This is a genomic window from Sphingobium chungangianum (assembly GCF_977014255.1).
Map to the genome: position 1 here is coordinate 2,719,814 of NZ_CDRNIV010000006.1, position 18,956 is coordinate 2,738,769.

Sequence of the window (18,956 nt, forward strand, 5' to 3'; positions counted from 1 at the left end):
TGTGCAGCGCGGCATGCGTCGGCATGTCGAGCCTGTTCAGGTCATCCGGTCCGGCCCTTTGCGGGAATAGAGAATTCGGGATCCTGACGCAGGCGGGACCATCGCAGAAAACCATCAAGGGGAATCCAATGCGTAAGTCCATTCTCGGCCTCTCGGCCGTCGCTCTCGCTGCTCTGTCCGTCCCGGCGCTCGCCCAGGACGAGGCTGCGCCAGCGCTCACCGTCACCGGCAACGCTGCCGTAGTCAGCGACTATCGCTTCCGTGGCATTTCGCAGACCGACAAGCGTTTCGCGCTGCAGGGCGGCATCACCGTCTCCCACGAATCGGGTTTCTATGTCTCAACATGGGGCTCGTCCATCGACGATTATGTGGCCGCTGGCAGCGATCAGGAACTCGACCTGATCGCAGGCTATTCGCGGACCTTCGGCGCCGCGACCGTCGATGTCGGCGTGCTCTATTATTACTATCCCGGTTCGGGCGGCGCGAACACCGACTTCGTTGAGCCCTACGCTTCGGTCAAGGGAACTTTCGGCCCGGCAACGGCTAAGCTCAGCGCCGCCTATGCACCCAAGTCGCGCGCCCTTTCCGTCGATGGCGGCCTGACCCGCGAAGACAATCTCTATGTTGCGGGCGACCTGTCGGCCAGCGTTCCCAACACGCCGCTGGGCGTTTCGGCGCATCTGGGCCACAGCTTCGGTCCCAGCTACCTCACCATCGGTGACGAATATACCGATTGGAGCATCGGCGCGACCTACACCTGGAGCCACCTGACCTTCGGCGTCAGCTATGTTGACACCGACAAGTCGCTCTACAGCCCCAGCGGCCGTAACATCAGCAAGGCTGGCGTAGTGGGTTCGATCACCGCCTCCTTCTGATTTCTTCGATTATTGAATGATGGGGCCGCGATCTCGATGATCGCGGCCTTTTTCGTGTCCGGAGTTATACGGGGTCGCGCACCTTCATTCGCCCGTTTATACAGGGCGCCATGTCCGCGTTCCTGCTGTTCCTGATCTTCGCCGCCACCGTCACCGCGATGGAGGGCTTTGCCTATGTCATGCACCGCTGGGTGATGCATGGGCCGGGCTGGTTCTTGCACGCCAGCCATCATCGTCCCCGCAACGGGATGTGGGAAGCGAATGACCTCTATTTCGTGATCTTCGCGCTCCCCTCGATCCTGCTGCTGCTGGGGGGCGTGCAATGGGGCTGGGGCGATTGGGCGACAGCCTGCGGCGCGGGGATCGCGGCTTACGGCCTCATCTATCTCGGCTTTCACGACATCCTCGTCCATCAGCGGATCACTCACCGGCATGTCTCCCGCTCGCCCTATATGAAGCGGATCGTTCAGGCACACCGGCTGCATCATGCGGTCGAAACGCGCGAGGGCTGCGTCAGCTTCGGCTTCCTGGTCGCCCCGCGGCCGGAGGAGCTCAAAAGGCAACTGGCGCAAGCGAATCGGCGGAAGGGCGTGCGGAAGGCACGCGGGCTCATGGAAGCAGAGTGACCAATCGGTTCATTTCTGGCCCATTGGCAGCGACGGCGGCAAGCTGAATGGCACGCATCGGCCTGCTGGGCGGCTCCTTCAATCCGGCGCATGGCGGCCATCGCGCAATCTCGCTGTTCGCTGCGAAGGCGCTGCGGCTGGACGAAGTCTGGTGGCTGGTCTCGCCGGGCAATCCACTCAAGCCCCGTGCTGGCATGGCGTCCCTCCCCGCGCGCCTCGCCCATGCGCGCCATATCGCTCGACGCGCGCCGATTCGGCCCACCGCGATCGAGCAAGCGCTGGACACCCGATACACCACCGATTCGCTGAAAGGGATCAGGCGTCGATTCCCCCGCAATCAGTTCATCTGGCTGATGGGCGCGGACAATCTGGCCCAGTTCGGCCAGTGGAAAGATTGGCGCGGCATCGCGCGACAGATGCCCATTGCCGTAATCGCCCGGCCCGGCTATGATGGACTTGCCCGTGGCTCTGGGGCCATGGCCTGGCTGCGGCGTTTCGTCCGGCCCGCGCGCCAGAGTGCAGACTGGACGGATTGGAGACCGCCGGCGCTTGTGCTTTTGCGCTTTCGCCCTGATCCAAGATCGGCGACCCTGCTGCGGCAGGCGAAACCCCTCTGGCATCGCGAATATGAACATGCACGCGTGCGCGATCCGCTCACGCGCCGGTTGATTGTCTAGAATGGAGCATTTTTGACCAGACCACATCCTGCCAACGACCCGGCTGATGCCGACAGCGTTGCCGCCCTGCACGACCTTGTCCTGAAATCGCTCGACGATGACCAGGCGCAGGAAACCATCTCCATCCCGCTTGAAGGCAAGAGCAGCATTGCCGACCATATGGTGATCGCCAGCGGGCGTTCATCGCGTCAGGTCGCGTCGATGGCGCAGAAGCTTGCCGAGCGCATCAAGCAGGCCACCGGCCGATCCGCGCGCGTGGAGGGACTGCCGGTCGCTGACTGGGTGCTGATCGATGCGGGCGACGTGATCGTCCACCTGTTCCGGCCCGAAGTGCGCAGCTTCTACAATCTGGAACGGATGTGGGGCTTTGTCGACGCGCCGGTAGCTGGCACGGCCTGAAGGTTTCTGCTGCATCGGCTTCGCTCACCAATGCATGCAGACCTTCGACAAGCGCGCACTGACCCGTTAGGAGCGTGAGCCATGCTCCTCCACATCATCGCGCGCGGCAAGATCGGACGTTCGGCCGAAGCGGAACTGGTCGAACGTTATGTGAAGCGGCTGACCATGCCGCACAAGATCACCGAACTGCCCGACCGTGGCGGCAAGCTGCCGCCCGCTCCGACTGGCACTATCACCGTGATGCTGGACGAGAAAGGCCGCCAGCTCAGCTCAATGGACTTCGCCAAAAGGCTCGAAGGCTGGCGAGACCAGGGCGCGCGCGAATGCCGCTTCCTGATCGGCGCGGCGGACGGCTTTGACGACGAAGCCCGCGCCGGGGCTGACCTGCTGATCGCCTTTGGCGCGATGACCTGGCCGCACATGATGGCCCGCGCTATGCTAGCCGAACAATTGTGGCGCGCCTGTTCCATCCTTTCGGGCCACCCCTATCATCGCGAAGGCTGATGCCGCCACCGCTCGACATGGATGGGCGTTTGCGCCTAGTCAGATATCGCCGGTCGCCAGCAGGACCGGCAGGGGGCAAGGGGTGAAAAGGTCAACAGCCTTCGCGGCGATCATCGGCGGCGCAGCGGTCATCGCCGCCGCGCGCCTGGCGGCGGCTCCTCAAGCAGGCATCATCCTTGGCGGCACGGGCGAAACCAGCCTGCGTCAGGAACAGGCTGCGCTGAAGGCGGCCCGCATCCAGTCCGAACAAGCACGCGAACGCTCCCAGCGCTTGGAACAGCAGGCAACGGCCGCGCGGGACGAAGCCGAACAGGCGCGCCGCCGCGCCGCCGCCATGGCTGCCCGTATCCAGCAGGCCGAGGCTGATATTCAAGCGGCCCAAGCGCGTATCGCGATCATAGCCCGCATGCAGCGTTCGCAAGCAGCACGGCTGGCGGCCAAGCAGGAGCCGGTTGTCCGCTTGACCGCCGCCCTTCAGATGATGGCGCGGCGGCCTTTGGCCCTGGCGCTGGTGCAGCCGGGGTCGCTGAGCGATGCCGTCCACATGCGCGCCGTGCTGGGACAGATATTGCCCGTCATTCAGGAGCGCACATCTGGCTTGCGCGCTGAACTGGAGCGCAGCCGCGCCTTGCGTGAGACGGCCGAGCAGGCCGCCGCTTCACTCGCGCAAAGCCAAGCCGATCTCCGCAATAGCCAAGCCGCTTTACGCACGTTGGAAACGCAAAAGCGGCTGGCGGAGAGGGACTATCGCTCCAACGCCAATCTGGAGAGTGACCGCGCGCTCGCCTTGGGCGAAAGAGCCCGCGACATCGTCGATCTGATGGACAGCCTCCAGGCGGCAGGCGATCTACGGGAGGAACTGGCAGCGCTCCCCGGCCCGCTGCTCCGGCCAGCGCGCCCAGACCTCGCCATGGCGCCTGCACAGGCAAGGCAGCGCAGTGCGGGCGGACCTCCACCCTATCGCTTGCCGGTGATGGGCCAGCTGGTCACCGGCATGGGTGAATTGTCGGAAAGCGGCGTCCGGTCGCGGGGCCTCACCATCGTCACCCAGTCGGGCGCGCTCGCCGTCGCACCTACGGCGGGGCGCGTCGTCTTCGCAGGACCTTATCGCGGCTACGGCCAGATCATGATCCTCGATCATGGCAGCGGCTGGACCACATTGATCACCGGATTGCATCGGCTTTCCGCCGCCGTGGGCGATGATGTGCGACAGGGCGATCCGCTAGGCAACGCCGGAAGCGGGCGTCCGACCATCACGATCGAACTGCGTCGCAATGGCCGTCCGGTCGATATCGTGCCGTTGGTCGGGCTAGGCTGAAAGCGCTAGAGAGCGCTGCGTTTAATTGGACGCAGGCCGCGCGCCCTAGTTTTTTGTTTTCGCATCGTTTTAGGCGCAAAACCGGTTCCCACTTTTGCGCACGATGCTCTAGCGCCGCCAGCGCGCCCAGATGGCCGTCGGCAACTCTAGCCCTCTTGCTTCCTCGCGCACGGCCAATTCGCCCGCTTCGACCGTGCCCGGAAGGTCGGCAAAGGCCTGCTTCAGCAATTCCCCGATCGCCAGCGCGGACATGCGCACAGCATAGACGGTCAGGAACAGGTAGCGACTGTCGGCATCCAGCAGGCGGCGGCAATCCGCGATCAGATGGGGCAAATCCTCTTCCAGCCTCCAGATTTCACCGTCCGGCCCACGGCCATATTTAGGCGGGTCGAGCAATATGCCGTCATAGCGCCGCTCTCGCCGGACCTCTCGGGCGACAAACTTCGCGGCATCGTCAACGATCCAGCGAACAGGGCGGTCTTCCATCCCCGACGCGGCGGCATTGGCCCGCGCCTGCGCCACCGACTTCTTCGACGCATCGACATGCACCATCTGCGCGCCGGTAGCCGACATCGCCAATGTACCGACGCCGGTATAGCCGAACAGGTTCATGATCTGCGGCTGCTCCAGCCCGGCCGTCTGCTCGCGCATCCAGTTCCACACCGGCGCCATATCGGGAAAGAAGCCGAGATGTCGGAAAGGCGTGCAACTCGCCTGAAACGTCACCTCGTTCCAGCTGAGCGGCCAACCTTCAGCGGGCACCGGGCGATCATAGAACCAGCGCCCGCCGCCCTCTTCATCCGATCCCGGCACGAATTCGCCATCGGCCTGCCAGTCGGCACTCGCGGGCGCCCACATCGCCTGCGGCTCGGGTCGGATGAAACGATAACGGCCATAGCGTTCCAGCTTGCGGCCATGACCCGAATCGAGCAGGCCATAGTCGGCCCACGGCTCACCGATGAGCGTGTCGAGCTTCATGCTCGCGGCGTAGCGCGCTCCGCGACATAGGCGGTGATCGCCTCAAAGGTCGCGGGCAGCTTGGCATAGGCTTCCTCACGGGCGAACAGGTCACCCATGCGGGCAGGCAGAGGCGGACGAAGCCCGGTGGCGCGCTCCACGGCGTCGCGGAACTTGGCTGGATGCGCCGTCGCCAGCGTGACGATCGGTACGCCTGCCTCAACCTCCATCTCGCGCGCGGCGGCAAGGCCCACGGCGGTATGGGGGTCAATAACCTGACCCGCTCCGTCAAAGGCCCAACGAATCGCCATGTTCATTGCATCGCCATCGACGCGCGCCGAAGCGAACAGCTTAGCCGCGCCAGCCCGCTGCGCATTGGTGAGCCGCATCGCCCGGCTGGTCTCAAACCCCTTCATCTGCTCAGCCAGCGCCGGGCCGCCACGGCCACCTGCATCGAACAGCAGTCGTTCGAAATTCGAACTGATCTGGATGTCCATGCTGGGCGTGGAGGTCTGAACGACCTGGCCCTGGCTATAGTCGCCATCCGCCAGCGCGCGGTGCAGAATGTCGTTGACGTTGGTCGCGACCATCAGCTTCGCAACGGGAAGCCCCATCTGCGCCGCGACATAACCAGCGAACACGTCGCCGAAATTGCCGGTGGGGACCGAAAAAGCGACCTGCCGCTCCGGCGCGCCCAGCCTTACGGCGGCGTAGAAATAATAGACCACCTGCGCCATCAGCCGCGCCCAGTTGATGCTGTTCACGGCCGACAGATTGAACTTCTTCGAAAAGGCAGGGTCGTTGAACATCGCCTTCACGAGCGCTTGCGCGTCGTCGAAGCTGCCCTCAATCGCGATATTATGGACATTGGGCGCGCGCACCGTGGTCATCTGGCGCCGTTGTACGTCGGACACGCGGCCTTCGGGGTGCAGCATGAAGATATCGATCTTCTCGCGCCCTGCAACGGCGTCGATCGCCGCCGACCCGGTGTCGCCCGACGTCGCACCGACGATCGTCAGATGATCGTCCCGGCGAGACAGGAACCGCTCGAACAGCTGCCCCAGCAATTGCAGTGCGACATCCTTGAACGCCAAGGTCGGGCCATGGAAAAGTTCGAGCAACCAATGCTGGTGGTCCAGCTGAACCAGCGGCGTCACCGCGTTGTGGCTGAACCGGCCATAGGCGGCAGTGCACAGCTCGCGCAGTTCATCTTCACTGAGCGAGCCCGCGACATAGGGGGCCATGACGCGGACGGCGGTTTCCACATAGGAAAGCCCGGCGAGCGCGCGTATGTCCGCCTCCGAAAAGCGCGGCCAGCTTTCCGGAACATAGAGGCCGCCGTCGGACGCCAGCCCTGCCAGCGTCACATCCTCGAAACCCAGCGCAGGCGCGCTTCCCCTGGTGCTCACATATTGCATGATGGGGAAGCGCGGTAACGAGGCCGGAGCGTTGGAGCAAGCCTTTACGACGGATCGGCCGATGGAGGCATCCGCTTGCGAAGCGCAAGAACGTAGATAACCACGGCCACCGCCGCGAAGAAGAACCACTGGATGGCATAAGCGAGGTGATTGTTCGGAACGTCGTTGACGCTCGGCGGGGCGACCGGTTTCAACCCTTCCGGCGCGCGCTCCGCGATCAACATCGGCCGCAGCGGAAGGACATTGGCCGTGAACCGCGACAACAACGTCCGGTGATCAGGCTCTTCGGATATCCAGCCGGTGACCTGGCCGCCTTTCCAATTTGGCCTCAGGTTCGGCTGCTTGGCGACGCCCAAGGCAACGAGCGCACCAGGCCCTTCTGCCCCGGTGGCGCATTGTGCGATATAGCGGTAGCCGACCGACCCATCGGCAGCCCTTCCCGCCTCCGTCTGCCAACCAACGACATTCAGGCAATGAATGGAAGAGCGCCGGAACAGAAGCACGGGCGGAACAGGTGGCATTTGCGGGAAGCTGACAGTCGGCTTGGCTGGATTGGCCGACGCAAGGGCCAGCATCGCCTCCTTCTCGCCGCGGCGTTGCAACTGCCAGATGCCAAGGGCGATCATGACCAGCACGGCGCCTGCCACGATAATGCTGGCAAAAAGGGGGACGCGACGCGCGGTCATAGCTTGACCGCCGACGATATGGTCGCCCCGGTCAAAGCGGACGGGCCGAGTTGCCGGCAGGCAGGCACGGCACTCGCATTCGGCAGCCGAACGCCGGGCAGAGAGAGGCTGGACGGCTGGAGAAGCACTGGTGCGGAAAGAAGCATAACGACAGGCATAATTATCTTCCGCCCAAAAGAAAACGGCCGGTTGTTACCGGCCGTTTGCTTGATGGATAAGACTCAGTCCTTAGCCGCCGTGCATCGGAGCGCCCCAGCCGCCCCACACATAGATGGCGACGAACAGGAACAGCCAGACGACATCGACAAAGTGCCAGTACCAGGCAGCAGCCTCAAAACCGAAATGCTGGCGGGGAGTGAAGTGCCCCTTATAGACGCGGACCAGATTGACGATCAGGAAGATCGTACCGATCAGAACGTGGAATCCGTGGAAGCCCGTCGCCATGTAGAAGGCCGAGCTGTAGGGGCTGCCGCCGAACGGGAACGGCGCGTGCATATATTCATAGGCCTGGATCGAAGAGAAGAGCAGACCGAGGATCACCGTCAACCACAGGCCGGTTTTCAGACTCTCACGATCTCCATGAATAAGCGCGTGATGCGCCCAGGTGACGGTTGTGCCCGAGCAGAGCAGGATCAGCGTGTTGAGCAGCGGCAGCTCAAACGCGTTCATCACCTCGATACCCTTGGACGGGAACAACCCTTCGATCGGAGCAAGCTGGCTCGGGAAGAGCGAGAAGTCGAAGAACGCCCAGAACCAGCCGACGAAGAACATGACTTCCGAAGCAATGAACAGGATCATCCCATAGCGCAGATGCAATTGCACCACCGGCGTATGGTCACCGGCATGCGCCTCTGCGATCACGTTCGCCCACCAGCTATACATGGTGAACAGCACGCCCGCGACGCCGATCAGGAATACCCAGCCACCGCCGGCAGGCATGGCATCAGGGTGCATCCACATGATCGCGCCGAGCGCCATTACCAGCGCCGACATGGACCCGAATAGCGGCCAGATGCTGGGCGGTAGAATATGATAATCGTGCTGCTTGGCGCCTGCCATGACGTACTCTTCCCTGTTCGCGTTCGCGTTATCGTGGATTGCCTTAGCTCGGCTTCTTGTCCTGCTCAACAGGATAGAAGGTGTAGCTTAGCGTAATTTGCTGAGTGTCCCTATTGTCGGGATCATTCAGTATTTTGGGATCAACATAATAAATCACCGGCATGCGGACCTGCTCGCCCGGCTGCAATGTCTGCTGGGTGAAGCAGAAACACTGAATCTTGGTGAAGTAGGCGCCGGACTGGATCGGCGTCACGTTGAAGCTGGCCGTGCCCGTAACAGGCTTATCCGACATGTTCTTCGCGATGAAGATCGCCATGTCGCGCGCGCCAACGGTCACCGTATCCGTCCGATGTTCGGGATAGAATTGCCAGGGCATGCCAGGTTGAACGTTGGAATCGAACCGGATCGACATTGTATGGCCGATCGCAGGCTGCAACTTGACGTCAGCAGCAGCGCGCTGCGTCGTGCCGCCATATCCCGTCTGCTGGCAGAATATCCGGTAGAGCGGGACCGATGCGAAACCGAGCCCAAGCATAGCCAATCCTACCCCCGTCATAGTGATGAGGGTGCGGCGGTTCCGGCGATCCCGATCAAAAGGCGACGGTGGCAAGCTGGCCATTATTGCCCCGCGCCAATCTTCACGATCGTGATCGCGTAAAAGAGAATGACGAGCGCCCCGAGCAACAGCCCAGTGACAATGGCGCGCGACTTCTGCCGACTGCGTACCTGCTTTTCCTCCTCGGGCGTCATGCCAGCAACCAACGATCGATGACAACCGCTCCGAACAGAAGGAAAAGATAGAGGATCGAATATTTGAACAATCGGCGTTCAGGACCCATGCGGCTCGGATCCATTTCCCGGCGCCGGTAGACCTGAAAGGCGAAGATCACGAACAGGCCCGTACCGAACAAGGCAGTTACGCCGTAAATCAGACCCGTAAGGCGAAGCAGAATGGGTGCCATCGCCGCGGCGGCCATGATTGCGGTGTACAACCATATCTGACGGCGCGTAGCAACTTCACCTGATACGACGGGCAACATCGGGATGTTTGCCGCAGCATAGTCGGTCTTCACGAACAGCGCGAGTGCCCAGAAATGCGGCGGCGTCCAGAAGAAGGTGAGCATGAAAAGCGCCACCGGGAGGGCGCCGACGTCACCTGTGACTGCAGCCCAGCCAATAACGGGAGGAAAGGCCCCCGCAGCACCGCCGATGACGATGTTCTGTGTTGTCCGGGGCTTGAGCCAAATAGTGTAAATGAAAACATAGAAAAGAATCGACACCGCCAGGATGGCAGAGGCGAGCCAATTCGTCGCCACGCCCATCAGCAGGACCGAGAAGAAGGAAAGGCCGACGCCGAAATGAAGCGCCGACTGCCGGTCCATACGGCCAGCGGGCAGTGGACGGTTGGCGGTCCGCTTCATCTTTGCGTCAATATCCGCCTCATACCATTGGTTGAGCGCCGCCGCTGCGCCAGCGCCCAGCGCTATGCACAGGATGGCAGTGAAGGCGAGTACGGGATGGATTTGACCGGGCGCCGCGAGCAGCCCGCAAAGACCGGTGAAAACGACCAATGTCATCACGCGCGGCTTGGTCAACGCGACAAAGTCGCGCCAGTGCGCGGGAATCGTGGAAGCGGCGCTCCCGGTCATGAACGGCGAACTTGCCATATGCTCCTCATGCGGCAGCCCGGCACCATCACAGGCGCCGGGGCTGCTAACTGCGGGTCCGCGATATTCGTCGCCACCCGGCATCCTGCTGGATGCATTCTTTTCGCCGATCGTCAGTCGATGACCGGCAATGTTTCGAACTGGTGGAACGGCGGCGGGCTGGGCAGTGTCCATTCCAGCGTCGTCGCGCCTTCGCCCCACGGATTGCCTTCTGCCTTCTTGCCAAATGCAAGCGACCAGAAGACGTTCACGAAGAAGATCAACACGCCCACGGCCATGATCTCATAGCCATGGCTGGCCACGCTGTTCCAATAGGCAAAGGCCTCCGGATAGTCGGGATAGCGACGAGGCATGCCCGACAGTCCGAGGAAGTGCATGGGGAAGAACAGCAGGTTCACGCCCACGAAGAACACCCAGAAGTGCAGGTGGCCGAGGAATTCGCTGTACATGCGGCCCGACATCTTCGGGAACCAATAGTAGAAGCCCGCGAAGAGACCGAAAACGGCGCCCAGCGACAACACATAATGGAAGTGGGCAACAACATAATAGGTGTCGTGCAGCACGTCATCGACGCCGCCATTTGCCAGGACCACGCCGGTAACACCGCCCACGGTGAACAGGAAGATGAAGCCAAGCGCCCAGACCATCGGGGTCTTATAGCTGATCGAACCGCCCCAGATCGTCGCGATCCAAGAGAAGATCTTGATGCCGGTTGGAACGGCGATAACCATCGTCGCAGCCGTGAAGTACATCTTCACGTTCACCGACATGCCGGTGGTGAACATATGGTGCGCCCAGACGACGAACCCGACGACGCCAATCGCGACCATGGCATATGCCATGCCGAGGTAGCCGAACACCGGCTTACGGCTGAAGGTCGAGATGATCTGGCTGACGATACCAAAACCAGGCAGGATCATGATGTACACTTCGGGGTGTCCAAAGAACCAGAAAAGATGCTGGTAAAGCTCCGGATCGCCACCCCCGGCGGCATCGTAGAAAGTGGTGCCGAAGTTACGATCGGTCAGCAGCATGGTGATCGCGGCGGCAAGAACCGGCAGCGCGAGCAGCAGGAGGAAGGCGGTGACCAAAACCGACCATACGAACAACGGCATCTTGTGCAGGGTCATGCCCGGCGCGCGCATGTTCAGGATGGTGGTGATGAAGTTGACGGCACCCAGAATAGAGCTGGCGCCCGCGATGTGCAGCGACAGGATAGCCATATCCACAGCTGGCCCCGCAGAACCGCTGGTCGAGAGCGGAGCATAGACCGTCCAGCCCGTGCCCGCGCCATTACCCGTACCACCAGGAACGAATGTCGAACCGAGCAGCAGAGAAAAAGCGGGGATCAGCAGCCAGAAGCTAATATTGTTCATGCGCGGGAAGGCCATGTCCGGCGCACCGATCATGATCGGCACGAACCAGTTACCAAAGCCACCGATGATGGCGGGCATGACCATGAAAAAGACCATGATCAGACCGTGCGCGGTGATCAGCACGTTCCAGAGGTGATAGGCCTGGTCCATCGTGGCCGAAGGACCATCAGTCATCTGGGCCCAAGTGTGGAGATACTGAATGCCGGGCTGCGCAAGCTCAGCACGCATCAGACCCGAAATCGCGCCGCCGATCACGCCGGCAAGGATCGCGAAGATCAGATAGAGAGTGCCGATGTCCTTGTGGTTCGTCGACATGAACCAGCGCTGGAAGAAGGCTGGCTTGTGATCGGCGTCATGATGATCATGAGCATGATCGCCGTGATGATCTGCAGTAATCGTGGTCATGGCGTTATGCCCTTACATCAAAGCTTTTCGGCGGGAGCGGCGGCAGGCGCTGCGGGAGCGGCAGCCGTAGCTGCCGCGTCAGCGCCCCTAAGCTTGCCGCCCTGCGAGAGAACCCACTGGTCAAACTGGGCAGGAGGCAGCGCCTCGATCGCGATCGGCATGAACCCGTGACGCGCGCCGCACAGTTCAGAACACTGCCCGTAATAGACGCCCGGCTTCTCAATGGTGAAGGTCTTCTCATTGAGACGGCCAGGAACAGCGTCCATCTTCACCCAGAGCGACGGGACCGCAAAGGCGTGGATCACGTCAGCACCGGTGATGATCAGCTTGATCGGGCGGCCAGCAGGAAGAACCATGCGGTTGTCAGGCGCGAGCAGATAAGGCTCGCCATTCGCCTCGGCCTTTTCCCTGGGAAGCATGTTCGAGACATATTCAGGAATGCCGTTGTCGGGATATTCATACCCCCAATACCACTGGTAGCCGGTGACCTTCACGGTCAGCGCATCCTTGGGCGCGGGCTTGTACTGGTCAGCCAGCAGGCCGATCGAGGGCACCGCGATAACAAGGAGGATCACTACCGGAACCACGGTCCAGATCACTTCGATCAGCGTATTGTGCGATGTTTTCGACGGCACCGGATTGGCGCTGCGGCGGAAGCGGATCATCACATAGAGCATCAGGAGGGCCACGAAGACCGAAATGATCGTGATAAGCGGCAGAAGCAGCACGTCGTGCAACCAGCGAGCGGTATGACCCGTGGGGGTGAACTGTTCCTGCAGTGTGATCTCGCCGGGGCGCGGCATGCCGATGCCTTCGGTCGGCTTCATGCGGGGCGGCGCGGCAACCTTGGCCGCAGGCGCAGCCTCGGCAGCGGCCGCATTGGCGCCCGAGTCGGCCGGTGCGGCGGCATTGCCCGCAGCGGCGGCTGCGACGGCGGCATTGTCCTGCGCCAGCGCCTGACTGTTCAACACCGCAGCTGGCGCAAAGGCCAGCAACCCGGCGAGAACGAGCGATTTCACCATTTTCATAAGCGTCTTCTTACCCCGTAACCCCTTGGCGCCGCTGCAACGAAGGCGCGCGCATGCGCATCCCCCTCCGCCCGGTCGGTCTGCCGCGGCTTATAGGCATGGTTTTTTCCTGCCTCAAGCGGGCAGGAGCAGATTTTCTTCGCTGTTGCAACGCCCCGGTCGTCCGCCTATCTCGCACCTCGCGCGCAGGGGCGCGTTCATGGGCATTACCCATGTTAGAAATTGATGTGCAGATGGCCCCGAAAATAGGCCTGGGCATGTACTGATGGATCGAAGAACCGGATGACCGACGAGGAAGTACTGGCAGAATTCAGGGCCGCAGGAGCGCTGCTGGAGGGGCATTTCATTCTGTCCTCGGGCCGCCGTAGCGCCAATTACCTGCAATGCGCGCGGGTATTGATGAACGCCGAACGCGCAGGCGGCCTCGCGCGCGCAGTCGTGCAGAAGCTGCCCCGCGAACTGCGGCAGGACATCGACCTTGTCGTCTCGCCCGCCATGGGCGGCCTTATCATCGGCCATGAAGTCGGGCGCGCGCTCGACAAGGATGCCGTATTCCTGGAACGGCCCGAGGGAAAATTCGAGCTGCGGCGCGGCTTCGCCATAACGCCCGGCCAAAAAGTGCTGATGGTCGAAGACGTCGTTACGACCGGGCTGTCGTCGCGCCAAGCGATCGAAGCGGTGGAGGCCGAAGGCGGCATCGTTGTCGCCGAGGTGGCGCTGGTCGACCGATCCGCAGGAGAAGTGGATCTGGGCGTCCCCTTCTACCCGCTCGTCAGCATCAATTTCCCTGTATATGAAGCAGATGATGTCCCGCCGGAACTAGCGGCCATCCCCGCCATCAAACCTGGAAGCCGGAAACAATAGGCATCATGCAGCAAACTCCCGCCCACCTGCGCCTGGGTGTCAACATCGACCATGTTGCCACCATCCGGAATGCGCGGGGGAGAACATCCTGATCCCGTCAAGGCGGCGTTGCTGGCCGTGAAGGCGGGGGCCGATGGCATCACCGCGCACCTGCGCGAGGATCGGCGGCACATCCGGGACGAGGATATCGCCACGCTGATGGCGGCTCTTAAGGTTCCGCTGAACCTTGAAATGGCCGCAACGCGGGAGATGCTGGACATTGCGTTGAAGCATCGCCCGCACGCGGCATGCATCGTGCCTGAAAAGCGCGAGGAGCGGACGACCGAGGGCGGTCTGGATGCCGCCGGGCAGATCGAGGCGCTGCGACCGATCGTCGGCGCGCTGGGGGACGCGGGGATTCGCGTCAGCCTTTTCATCGAACCTGATCCGGCGCAAATCGAGGCAGCGATGCGCCTAGGCGCGCCGGTGGTGGAGTTTCACACTGGGCGCTATGCGCATATTTCCGGCTCAGCGCGCGCTGAAGAGTTGCGGCGCATCTCCGATGCTGCTGCGCTTGCGGCCAAAAATGGTATCGAACCCCATGCTGGTCATGGCCTCACTTTCGACAATGTAGGCCCGGTGGCGGCAATTCCGCAGGTGGCCGAACTCAACATCGGCCACTTCCTGATTGGCGAGGCCATTTTCAGCGGGTTGGAAAGCAGCATCCGCGAAATGCGGCGGCAGATGGACCTGGCGCGTTGATCATCGGCCTCGGCTCCGACCTATGCAACATCGAGCGGATCCAAAATTCGCTCGATCGCTTTGGCGAGCGGTTCGAGCAGCGCGTTTTCACCGAAGTCGAACGCGCCAAGGCAAACCGCCGACCGTTCACCAAGGCCGGGACGCTCGCCAAGCGTTTCGCCGCCAAGGAAGCCTTTTCCAAAGCAGTGGGGACGGGCTTTAATCGTGGCGTGTTCATGAAGGACATCGGCGTCGTCAATCGCCCCGGCGGCGCACCGACGCTCGAGCTGACCGGCGGCGCGCTCGCACAGCTTCAAACAATGCTGCCCGATGGACACAAGGCGGTCATTCACGTCACGCTAACCGATGATCATCCATGGGCGCAGGCATTCGTCATCCTTGAGGCCCAGCCCCAGTGACCACGGCACCACCAGCATCCGAGAAGCCATCCATGACGGCAGCCGACATGAGCGAGAACGACCCGCTTTCCACAGAAGAACCGGCGGCGGCATCGCCAGCGCGGACAGACAAGAGTGCGATCGACTGGTGGCATGAGGTGAAGAGCATCGCGCTTCTGATTCTGGCGGTCCTGGCCTTTCACAGCTTCGTCGCCAAACCTTTCTACATCCCGAGCGAGTCCATGATGCCGGTGCTGCTGAAGGGCGACCGGCTGGTGGTCAGCAAATTCCCTTATGGCTGGTCCTATGTTTCGCCCAGTTTCCACCCCCTGCCCTTTCTGAAGGGTCGCATTTTCGGCCACCTGCCTGAGCGTGGCGACATCGTCATCGTGTCGCCGCATAATCGGCGGGAGGACTATATCAAGCGGGTGATCGGCCTGCCGGGCGACATCATCGAGGTCCGGGGCGGACAGGTCATCCTGAACGGCACCGCTGTTCCCCAGAAGGCAATCAAGCCGGCACTGATCCCGATCGATGGCAACGCCCCCTGTTCCCCCACCCAGTTCCCTGGCGCCCGCATCACGGGGGCGGACGGGCGAGAATATTGTCAGTTGCCTGTCCGGCAGGAAATCCTGCCCAATGGCAAAAGCTATGTAACGATCGACATGGGGCCGAGTGCGCTGGACTGGTATGGTCCGGTGCGCGTTCCACGCGACCATGTCTTCCTGATGGGTGACAACAGGGACAATAGCGCCGACAGCCGCGCGCCGCTTGAGGAGAACGGCCTTGGAGGACCTGTCCCTTGGGAAGCGATTGGCGGACGGGCGGAGTTCATTACTTTTTCGCTCGACGGCAATTCCAGCTGGAATCCCGTTACCTGGATTCACGCGCTGCGTAGTGGCCGGGCGGGGAACAGCTTACGCCCGGAGAGCGTTCCACCCCCGAAATAATACATCTGCAAAGGGGCTGGTGATTGAGCGGGAAACACGTCCACATTGAGCAACCGGGTCCGAGTGAACTGCGCAGCCCGCTCGTTCAGCATGAGATAAAGCGCGCGGGCGTGTGGATCGCCATGGCGGTCGCCGTCGCACTGTTGGCATTGCTCGCGCAACCGATCATGCTCATCCTTGGAGCGCTGGTCCTGACCAGCATGATGGACGGCGGCACGCGGCTACTCGGCCGAGTCTTGCCGATCGGCCGAGGCTGGCGCCTTACGATCGTGCTCCTCTCCGCCCTGCTGTTCCTGGCTTATACATTCTACCTGACAGGCGCGAGTTTGGCCGCGCAGGCGCAGGCCATGCGCACGATCGTGGAGACTCAGGTCACCCGCATCGGTGGCTGGATGCAGCAATTGGGCGTGACGACGACACCTAATGATTTCAAAAGCCTGGCGACGCAGGCTTTCAATTCGATCGGTCGGGTCACTGCGGCGGTCGGCACCGTCATGGGCGCCGTGACCAGCGGCGTAATGATGCTGGTGCTCGCGATTTTCATTGCGGTGGAGCCACGTCTCTATGAGCGCGGCGTCGCTTGGATGCTGCCCATGAGCAGCCGTTTAAGCTTCTATAATGTCGTCGACAGGATGGGTTGGACGCTACGACGTTTGATGTTCGGCCGACTGATTGGCATGGCGGTAGAGGGCGTTGGAACTTGGCTGCTGCTGCTCGCGGGGGGTGTCCCAATGGCTGGCCTGCTGGGAATCCTGACCGGGCTGTTCGCTTTTCTGCCGAACATCGGGTCGATCATATCGGGCGTATTGATCGTGCTCGTCGGATTTTCGGCGGGGGTGGACGCCGGGATCTACGCCTTTTTCGTGTATCTAGTAGTGCAGATCGTCGATGGTTACCTGATCGTTCCCATGGTGGCGAAGCGGGCAACCGACCTTGCCCCCGCGCTGGTCCTGGCCGCGCAGATATTGTTCGGCGCGCTGTTTGGAATAATGGGCCTGTTCCTGGCCGACCCGATCGTGGCGATGATCAAGGTCTATCTGGAGGAACGGTCCAAGGCGATGAACGATGGTTCCGAATCAAAGGGGATCGTCGTCGCCGAATAAAAAAGGGTCCGAAAACCGGACCCTTCTATTCTTTACATTTCGGCGATGCGATCAGCGGCCGGGAAGCGGCGGAGGAGCCGCGCCCTGCTGCATCATCTGCTGCATCCGCATGATGTCTGCCTTCGATTTGAAATCGTGCAGTTGAACATCGAAGACCAGCACGGAATTGGCGGGGATAGGTCCAGCCGCCTGCTCACCATAGCCGAGCTGCGGCGGGATCCAGAGACGGTACTTGCCGCCCTTCTTCATCTTTTGCAGACCTTCGGAAAAGCCCGGCACAACGCCATCGACCGGCATCGCGGTCTGGGCATTTTCGTCGAAGACAGTGCCATCGAGCAAAGTGCCCTTATATCCAACCAGCGCCACGTCCGCTGCGGTGGGGCTGGGGCCAGTGCCCTCTTCCAGAACCTTGTACTGGAGGCCCGATTCGGTCGTGACTACACCTTCCTCCCCGGCATTGCGGGCGAGGTAGCTGGCAGGCGAAGGCTCGACCCCGCGCTGCCCGGCCCAGGCCAAGCCACCCGCGGCGATCGCCACGGCGGCAACACCGATCCAGAGACGCGTCAGCGACCCCTTGGCGATGGGACGAAGGGGAACAGCGGTCGTGGACATGGACCTAAGCCTCGCAGATGCGGATGATCAGCAGAAAGAGGCGGAGAACCGCCGCCCCTTAAAAACGAACGTCTTAACGAACGCCGTCACGCTCAGCGCGCTTGCGCTCCAGCTTGCGCGCGCGGCGAACCGCAGCGGCCTTTTCGCGGGCGCGCTTTTCCGAGGGCTTTTCGTAGTGACGGCGCAGCTTCATCTCGCGATACACGCCCTCACGCTGCAGCTTCTTCTTGAGCGCGCGCAGGGCCTGGTCGACATTGTTGTCGCGAACGATGATTTGCATAATCCAGTCAAACTCCAGTCGAAAACGGGCGGTTCGTCAGGAAAAAAACCCTTCCCGACGGGCCTACCGAAAGTAATAGCGATGAGTCGTCGCAGGGCAGCCTGCGCCGTGTGGGGCGCGCCCTACCAGCAGAGTCGGCCAAATTCAACCCCAAAGCCGTTTCGCTCGACAGCAGCGCCGCCGGGGAGGATAGTTACGGCGACAGGGTATAGGAGGACCACCATGGCAACCGCCGCTTCCGCTGATGACATGCCCATCGAAGAATGGAAAGCGCGCCAGCAACTTGCTGCATGCTACCGCATATTTGACCACATGGGATGGTCAGAACTTATCTACAATCATATCACGCTGCGCGTGCCCGGCGACGACAGCGCGTTCCTGATCAACCCGTTCGGCTTGCTTTATTCCGAGGTGACGGCGTCCAACCTCGTCAAGATCGACATTGACGGGCACATATTGGACGGCAGTCCCTATCCAGTGAACCGCGCCGGTTTTACCCAGCACAGCGTCTTCCACCGCCACCTACCCGACGCCCACTGCGTCATCCATTCACACACGACCGCCGCCATGGCGGTCAGCGCGACACAGGAGGGGCTGCGTCCCACCAATTTCTATGCCGCCGCCTTTGCCGGGCGAATCGCCTATCACGATTTTGAAGGCATCACCCTGCGCCCCGAAGAAGGCGAGAGGCTGATCGCCAATCTCGGCGACCGGCGGCTAATGATGCTGCGCAACCACGGTACGTTGGTCATGGCGGACACCCTTCCCAAGGCATTCCTCATGCATTGGATGCTTCAGCGCGCCTGCGAGATACAGGTAGCGACGGGTTCGGCAGGCACCCCTGTCGACATTCCGGACGAAGTGATTGCCGTGCATCAACGCGATATCAGCGGCGTGCAGTTGCCTGTTGGACCGGGCGTTCCCGATTTTGAAGCAATGGTTCGGTTGATCGATCGGATCGATCCAGGATGGAAAAACTGACGTTCAACTCAACGCGATTCGCAATCTGGATCAAGGACAAGCGGAGAAAAAGA

At 61.9% G+C, this 18,956-nt stretch carries 22 protein-coding genes and 1 pseudogene; 12 read left to right on the top strand and 11 right to left on the bottom strand.

The genetic code is table 11. The features are described from left to right. Positions 1-128 precede the first annotated feature (128 nt). From ACWNC0_RS20480 to ACWNC0_RS20505, 6 genes are all read left to right on the top strand, one after another. Positions 129-875: a TorF family putative porin gene (locus ACWNC0_RS20480; protein ID WP_449474298.1), complete on the top strand. Its 747-nt coding sequence runs from the start codon at positions 129-131 to the stop codon at positions 873-875. A gap of 110 nt (positions 876-985) precedes the next feature. Next, on the top strand, positions 986-1,501 hold the full coding sequence (locus tag ACWNC0_RS20485; protein ID WP_449474299.1) for a sterol desaturase family protein: 516 nt from the start codon (positions 986-988) through the stop codon (positions 1,499-1,501). Positions 1,502-1,548: 47 nt separating this feature from the next. Further along, positions 1,549-2,178: a nicotinate-nucleotide adenylyltransferase gene (locus ACWNC0_RS20490; protein ID WP_449474301.1), complete on the top strand. Its 630-nt coding sequence runs from the start codon at positions 1,549-1,551 to the stop codon at positions 2,176-2,178. Positions 2,179-2,190: 12 nt separating this feature from the next. Continuing rightward, the gene (rsfS, locus tag ACWNC0_RS20495; protein WP_449474303.1) at positions 2,191-2,577 is read left to right on the top strand and encodes a ribosome silencing factor; all 387 of its coding nucleotides are present in this window, start codon (positions 2,191-2,193) and stop codon (positions 2,575-2,577) included. An 81-nt stretch (positions 2,578-2,658) separates the two neighbouring features. Then, on the top strand, positions 2,659-3,081 hold the full coding sequence (locus tag ACWNC0_RS20500; protein WP_449474305.1) for a 23S rRNA (pseudouridine(1915)-N(3))-methyltransferase RlmH: 423 nt from the start codon (positions 2,659-2,661) through the stop codon (positions 3,079-3,081). A gap of 82 nt (positions 3,082-3,163) precedes the next feature. Continuing rightward, positions 3,164-4,399 (top strand): murein hydrolase activator EnvC family protein, encoded by a 1,236-nt coding sequence (locus tag ACWNC0_RS20505; RefSeq protein ID WP_449474307.1) that lies wholly within the window; start codon positions 3,164-3,166, stop codon positions 4,397-4,399. A 108-nt stretch (positions 4,400-4,507) separates the two neighbouring features. Here ACWNC0_RS20505 and ACWNC0_RS20510 read toward each other — a convergent pair whose 3' ends face one another. The 9 genes from ACWNC0_RS20510 to coxB all read right to left on the bottom strand — a co-directional run bounded on the left by ACWNC0_RS20510 (position 4,508) and on the right by coxB (position 12,995). Beyond that, positions 4,508-5,377, bottom strand: coding sequence for a class I SAM-dependent methyltransferase (locus tag ACWNC0_RS20510; RefSeq protein ID WP_449474309.1), 870 nt, complete (start codon positions 5,375-5,377; stop codon positions 4,508-4,510). Then, entirely contained in the window at positions 5,374-6,774 is a 1,401-nt protein-coding gene (gene thrC, locus ACWNC0_RS20515) for a threonine synthase (RefSeq protein ID WP_449474312.1), read from the bottom strand. The genes ACWNC0_RS20510 and thrC overlap by 4 nt, the downstream gene beginning before the upstream one ends. 44 nt (positions 6,775-6,818) lie before the next feature. Next, a complete protein-coding gene (locus ACWNC0_RS20520; RefSeq protein WP_449474313.1) occupies positions 6,819-7,460 on the bottom strand; it encodes an SURF1 family protein in 642 nt (213 codons plus the stop codon). Between the two features lie 228 nt (positions 7,461-7,688). Beyond that, on the bottom strand, positions 7,689-8,519 hold the full coding sequence (locus ACWNC0_RS20525; RefSeq protein ID WP_449474314.1) for a cytochrome c oxidase subunit 3: 831 nt from the start codon (positions 8,517-8,519) through the stop codon (positions 7,689-7,691). 43 nt (positions 8,520-8,562) lie between these two features. Further along, positions 8,563-9,138: a cytochrome c oxidase assembly protein gene (locus tag ACWNC0_RS20530; protein WP_449474315.1), complete on the bottom strand. Its 576-nt coding sequence runs from the start codon at positions 9,136-9,138 to the stop codon at positions 8,563-8,565. Then, a complete protein-coding gene (locus ACWNC0_RS20535; protein WP_268934763.1) occupies positions 9,138-9,269 on the bottom strand; it encodes a hypothetical protein in 132 nt (43 codons plus the stop codon). The genes ACWNC0_RS20530 and ACWNC0_RS20535 overlap by 1 nt, the downstream gene beginning before the upstream one ends. Next, entirely contained in the window at positions 9,266-10,186 is a 921-nt protein-coding gene (locus tag ACWNC0_RS20540) for a heme o synthase (RefSeq protein ID WP_449474316.1), read from the bottom strand. The genes ACWNC0_RS20535 and ACWNC0_RS20540 overlap by 4 nt, the downstream gene beginning before the upstream one ends. 113 nt (positions 10,187-10,299) lie before the next feature. Continuing rightward, the gene (gene ctaD, locus ACWNC0_RS20545) at positions 10,300-11,967 is read right to left on the bottom strand and encodes a cytochrome c oxidase subunit I (protein ID WP_196224696.1); all 1,668 of its coding nucleotides are present in this window, start codon (positions 11,965-11,967) and stop codon (positions 10,300-10,302) included. Positions 11,968-11,984: 17 nt separating this feature from the next. After that, positions 11,985-12,995 carry a cytochrome c oxidase subunit II gene (coxB, locus tag ACWNC0_RS20550; protein ID WP_449474317.1) on the bottom strand — a complete coding sequence of 337 codons (1,011 nt, stop codon included), beginning with the start codon at positions 12,993-12,995 and terminating at the stop codon, positions 11,985-11,987. 282 nt (positions 12,996-13,277) lie between these two features. Between coxB and pyrE the strand changes: the two genes are divergently transcribed. The 5 genes and pseudogenes from pyrE (at position 13,278) to ACWNC0_RS20575 (ending at position 17,030) form a co-directional block, all read left to right on the top strand. Then, positions 13,278-13,859, top strand: a complete 582-nt coding sequence (pyrE, locus tag ACWNC0_RS20555) for an orotate phosphoribosyltransferase (RefSeq protein WP_449474318.1) — start codon at positions 13,278-13,280, stop codon at positions 13,857-13,859. 5 nt (positions 13,860-13,864) lie between these two features. Then, a pseudogene (locus tag ACWNC0_RS20560) lies at positions 13,865-14,600 on the top strand (pyridoxine 5'-phosphate synthase). Beyond that, positions 14,597-14,998 (top strand): holo-ACP synthase, encoded by a 402-nt coding sequence (gene acpS / locus ACWNC0_RS20565; protein WP_196224700.1) that lies wholly within the window; start codon positions 14,597-14,599, stop codon positions 14,996-14,998. Before ACWNC0_RS20560 ends, acpS begins: the two are co-directional and overlap by 4 nt. Positions 14,999-15,030: 32 nt before the next feature. Continuing rightward, positions 15,031-15,927, top strand: a complete 897-nt coding sequence (lepB, locus tag ACWNC0_RS20570) for a signal peptidase I (RefSeq protein ID WP_449474319.1) — start codon at positions 15,031-15,033, stop codon at positions 15,925-15,927. 23 nt (positions 15,928-15,950) lie between these two features. Further along, complete coding sequence (locus ACWNC0_RS20575) at positions 15,951-17,030, top strand: AI-2E family transporter (protein WP_449474320.1); 1,080 nt, start codon at positions 15,951-15,953, stop codon at positions 17,028-17,030. Between the two features lie 51 nt (positions 17,031-17,081). Here the strand turns inward: ACWNC0_RS20575 and ACWNC0_RS20580 are convergent, their stop codons facing one another. Both ACWNC0_RS20580 and rpsU read right to left on the bottom strand, forming a co-directional pair. Beyond that, positions 17,082-17,642: an FKBP-type peptidyl-prolyl cis-trans isomerase gene (locus ACWNC0_RS20580; protein ID WP_449474321.1), complete on the bottom strand. Its 561-nt coding sequence runs from the start codon at positions 17,640-17,642 to the stop codon at positions 17,082-17,084. 73 nt (positions 17,643-17,715) lie between these two features. Continuing rightward, positions 17,716-17,922, bottom strand: coding sequence for a 30S ribosomal protein S21 (gene rpsU / locus ACWNC0_RS20585; RefSeq protein ID WP_004208618.1), 207 nt, complete (start codon positions 17,920-17,922; stop codon positions 17,716-17,718). 222 nt (positions 17,923-18,144) lie between these two features. Between rpsU and ACWNC0_RS20590 the strand changes: the two genes are divergently transcribed. Continuing rightward, entirely contained in the window at positions 18,145-18,903 is a 759-nt protein-coding gene (locus tag ACWNC0_RS20590; protein ID WP_449474322.1) for a class II aldolase/adducin family protein, read from the top strand. Positions 18,904-18,956: the final 53 nt, after the last annotated feature.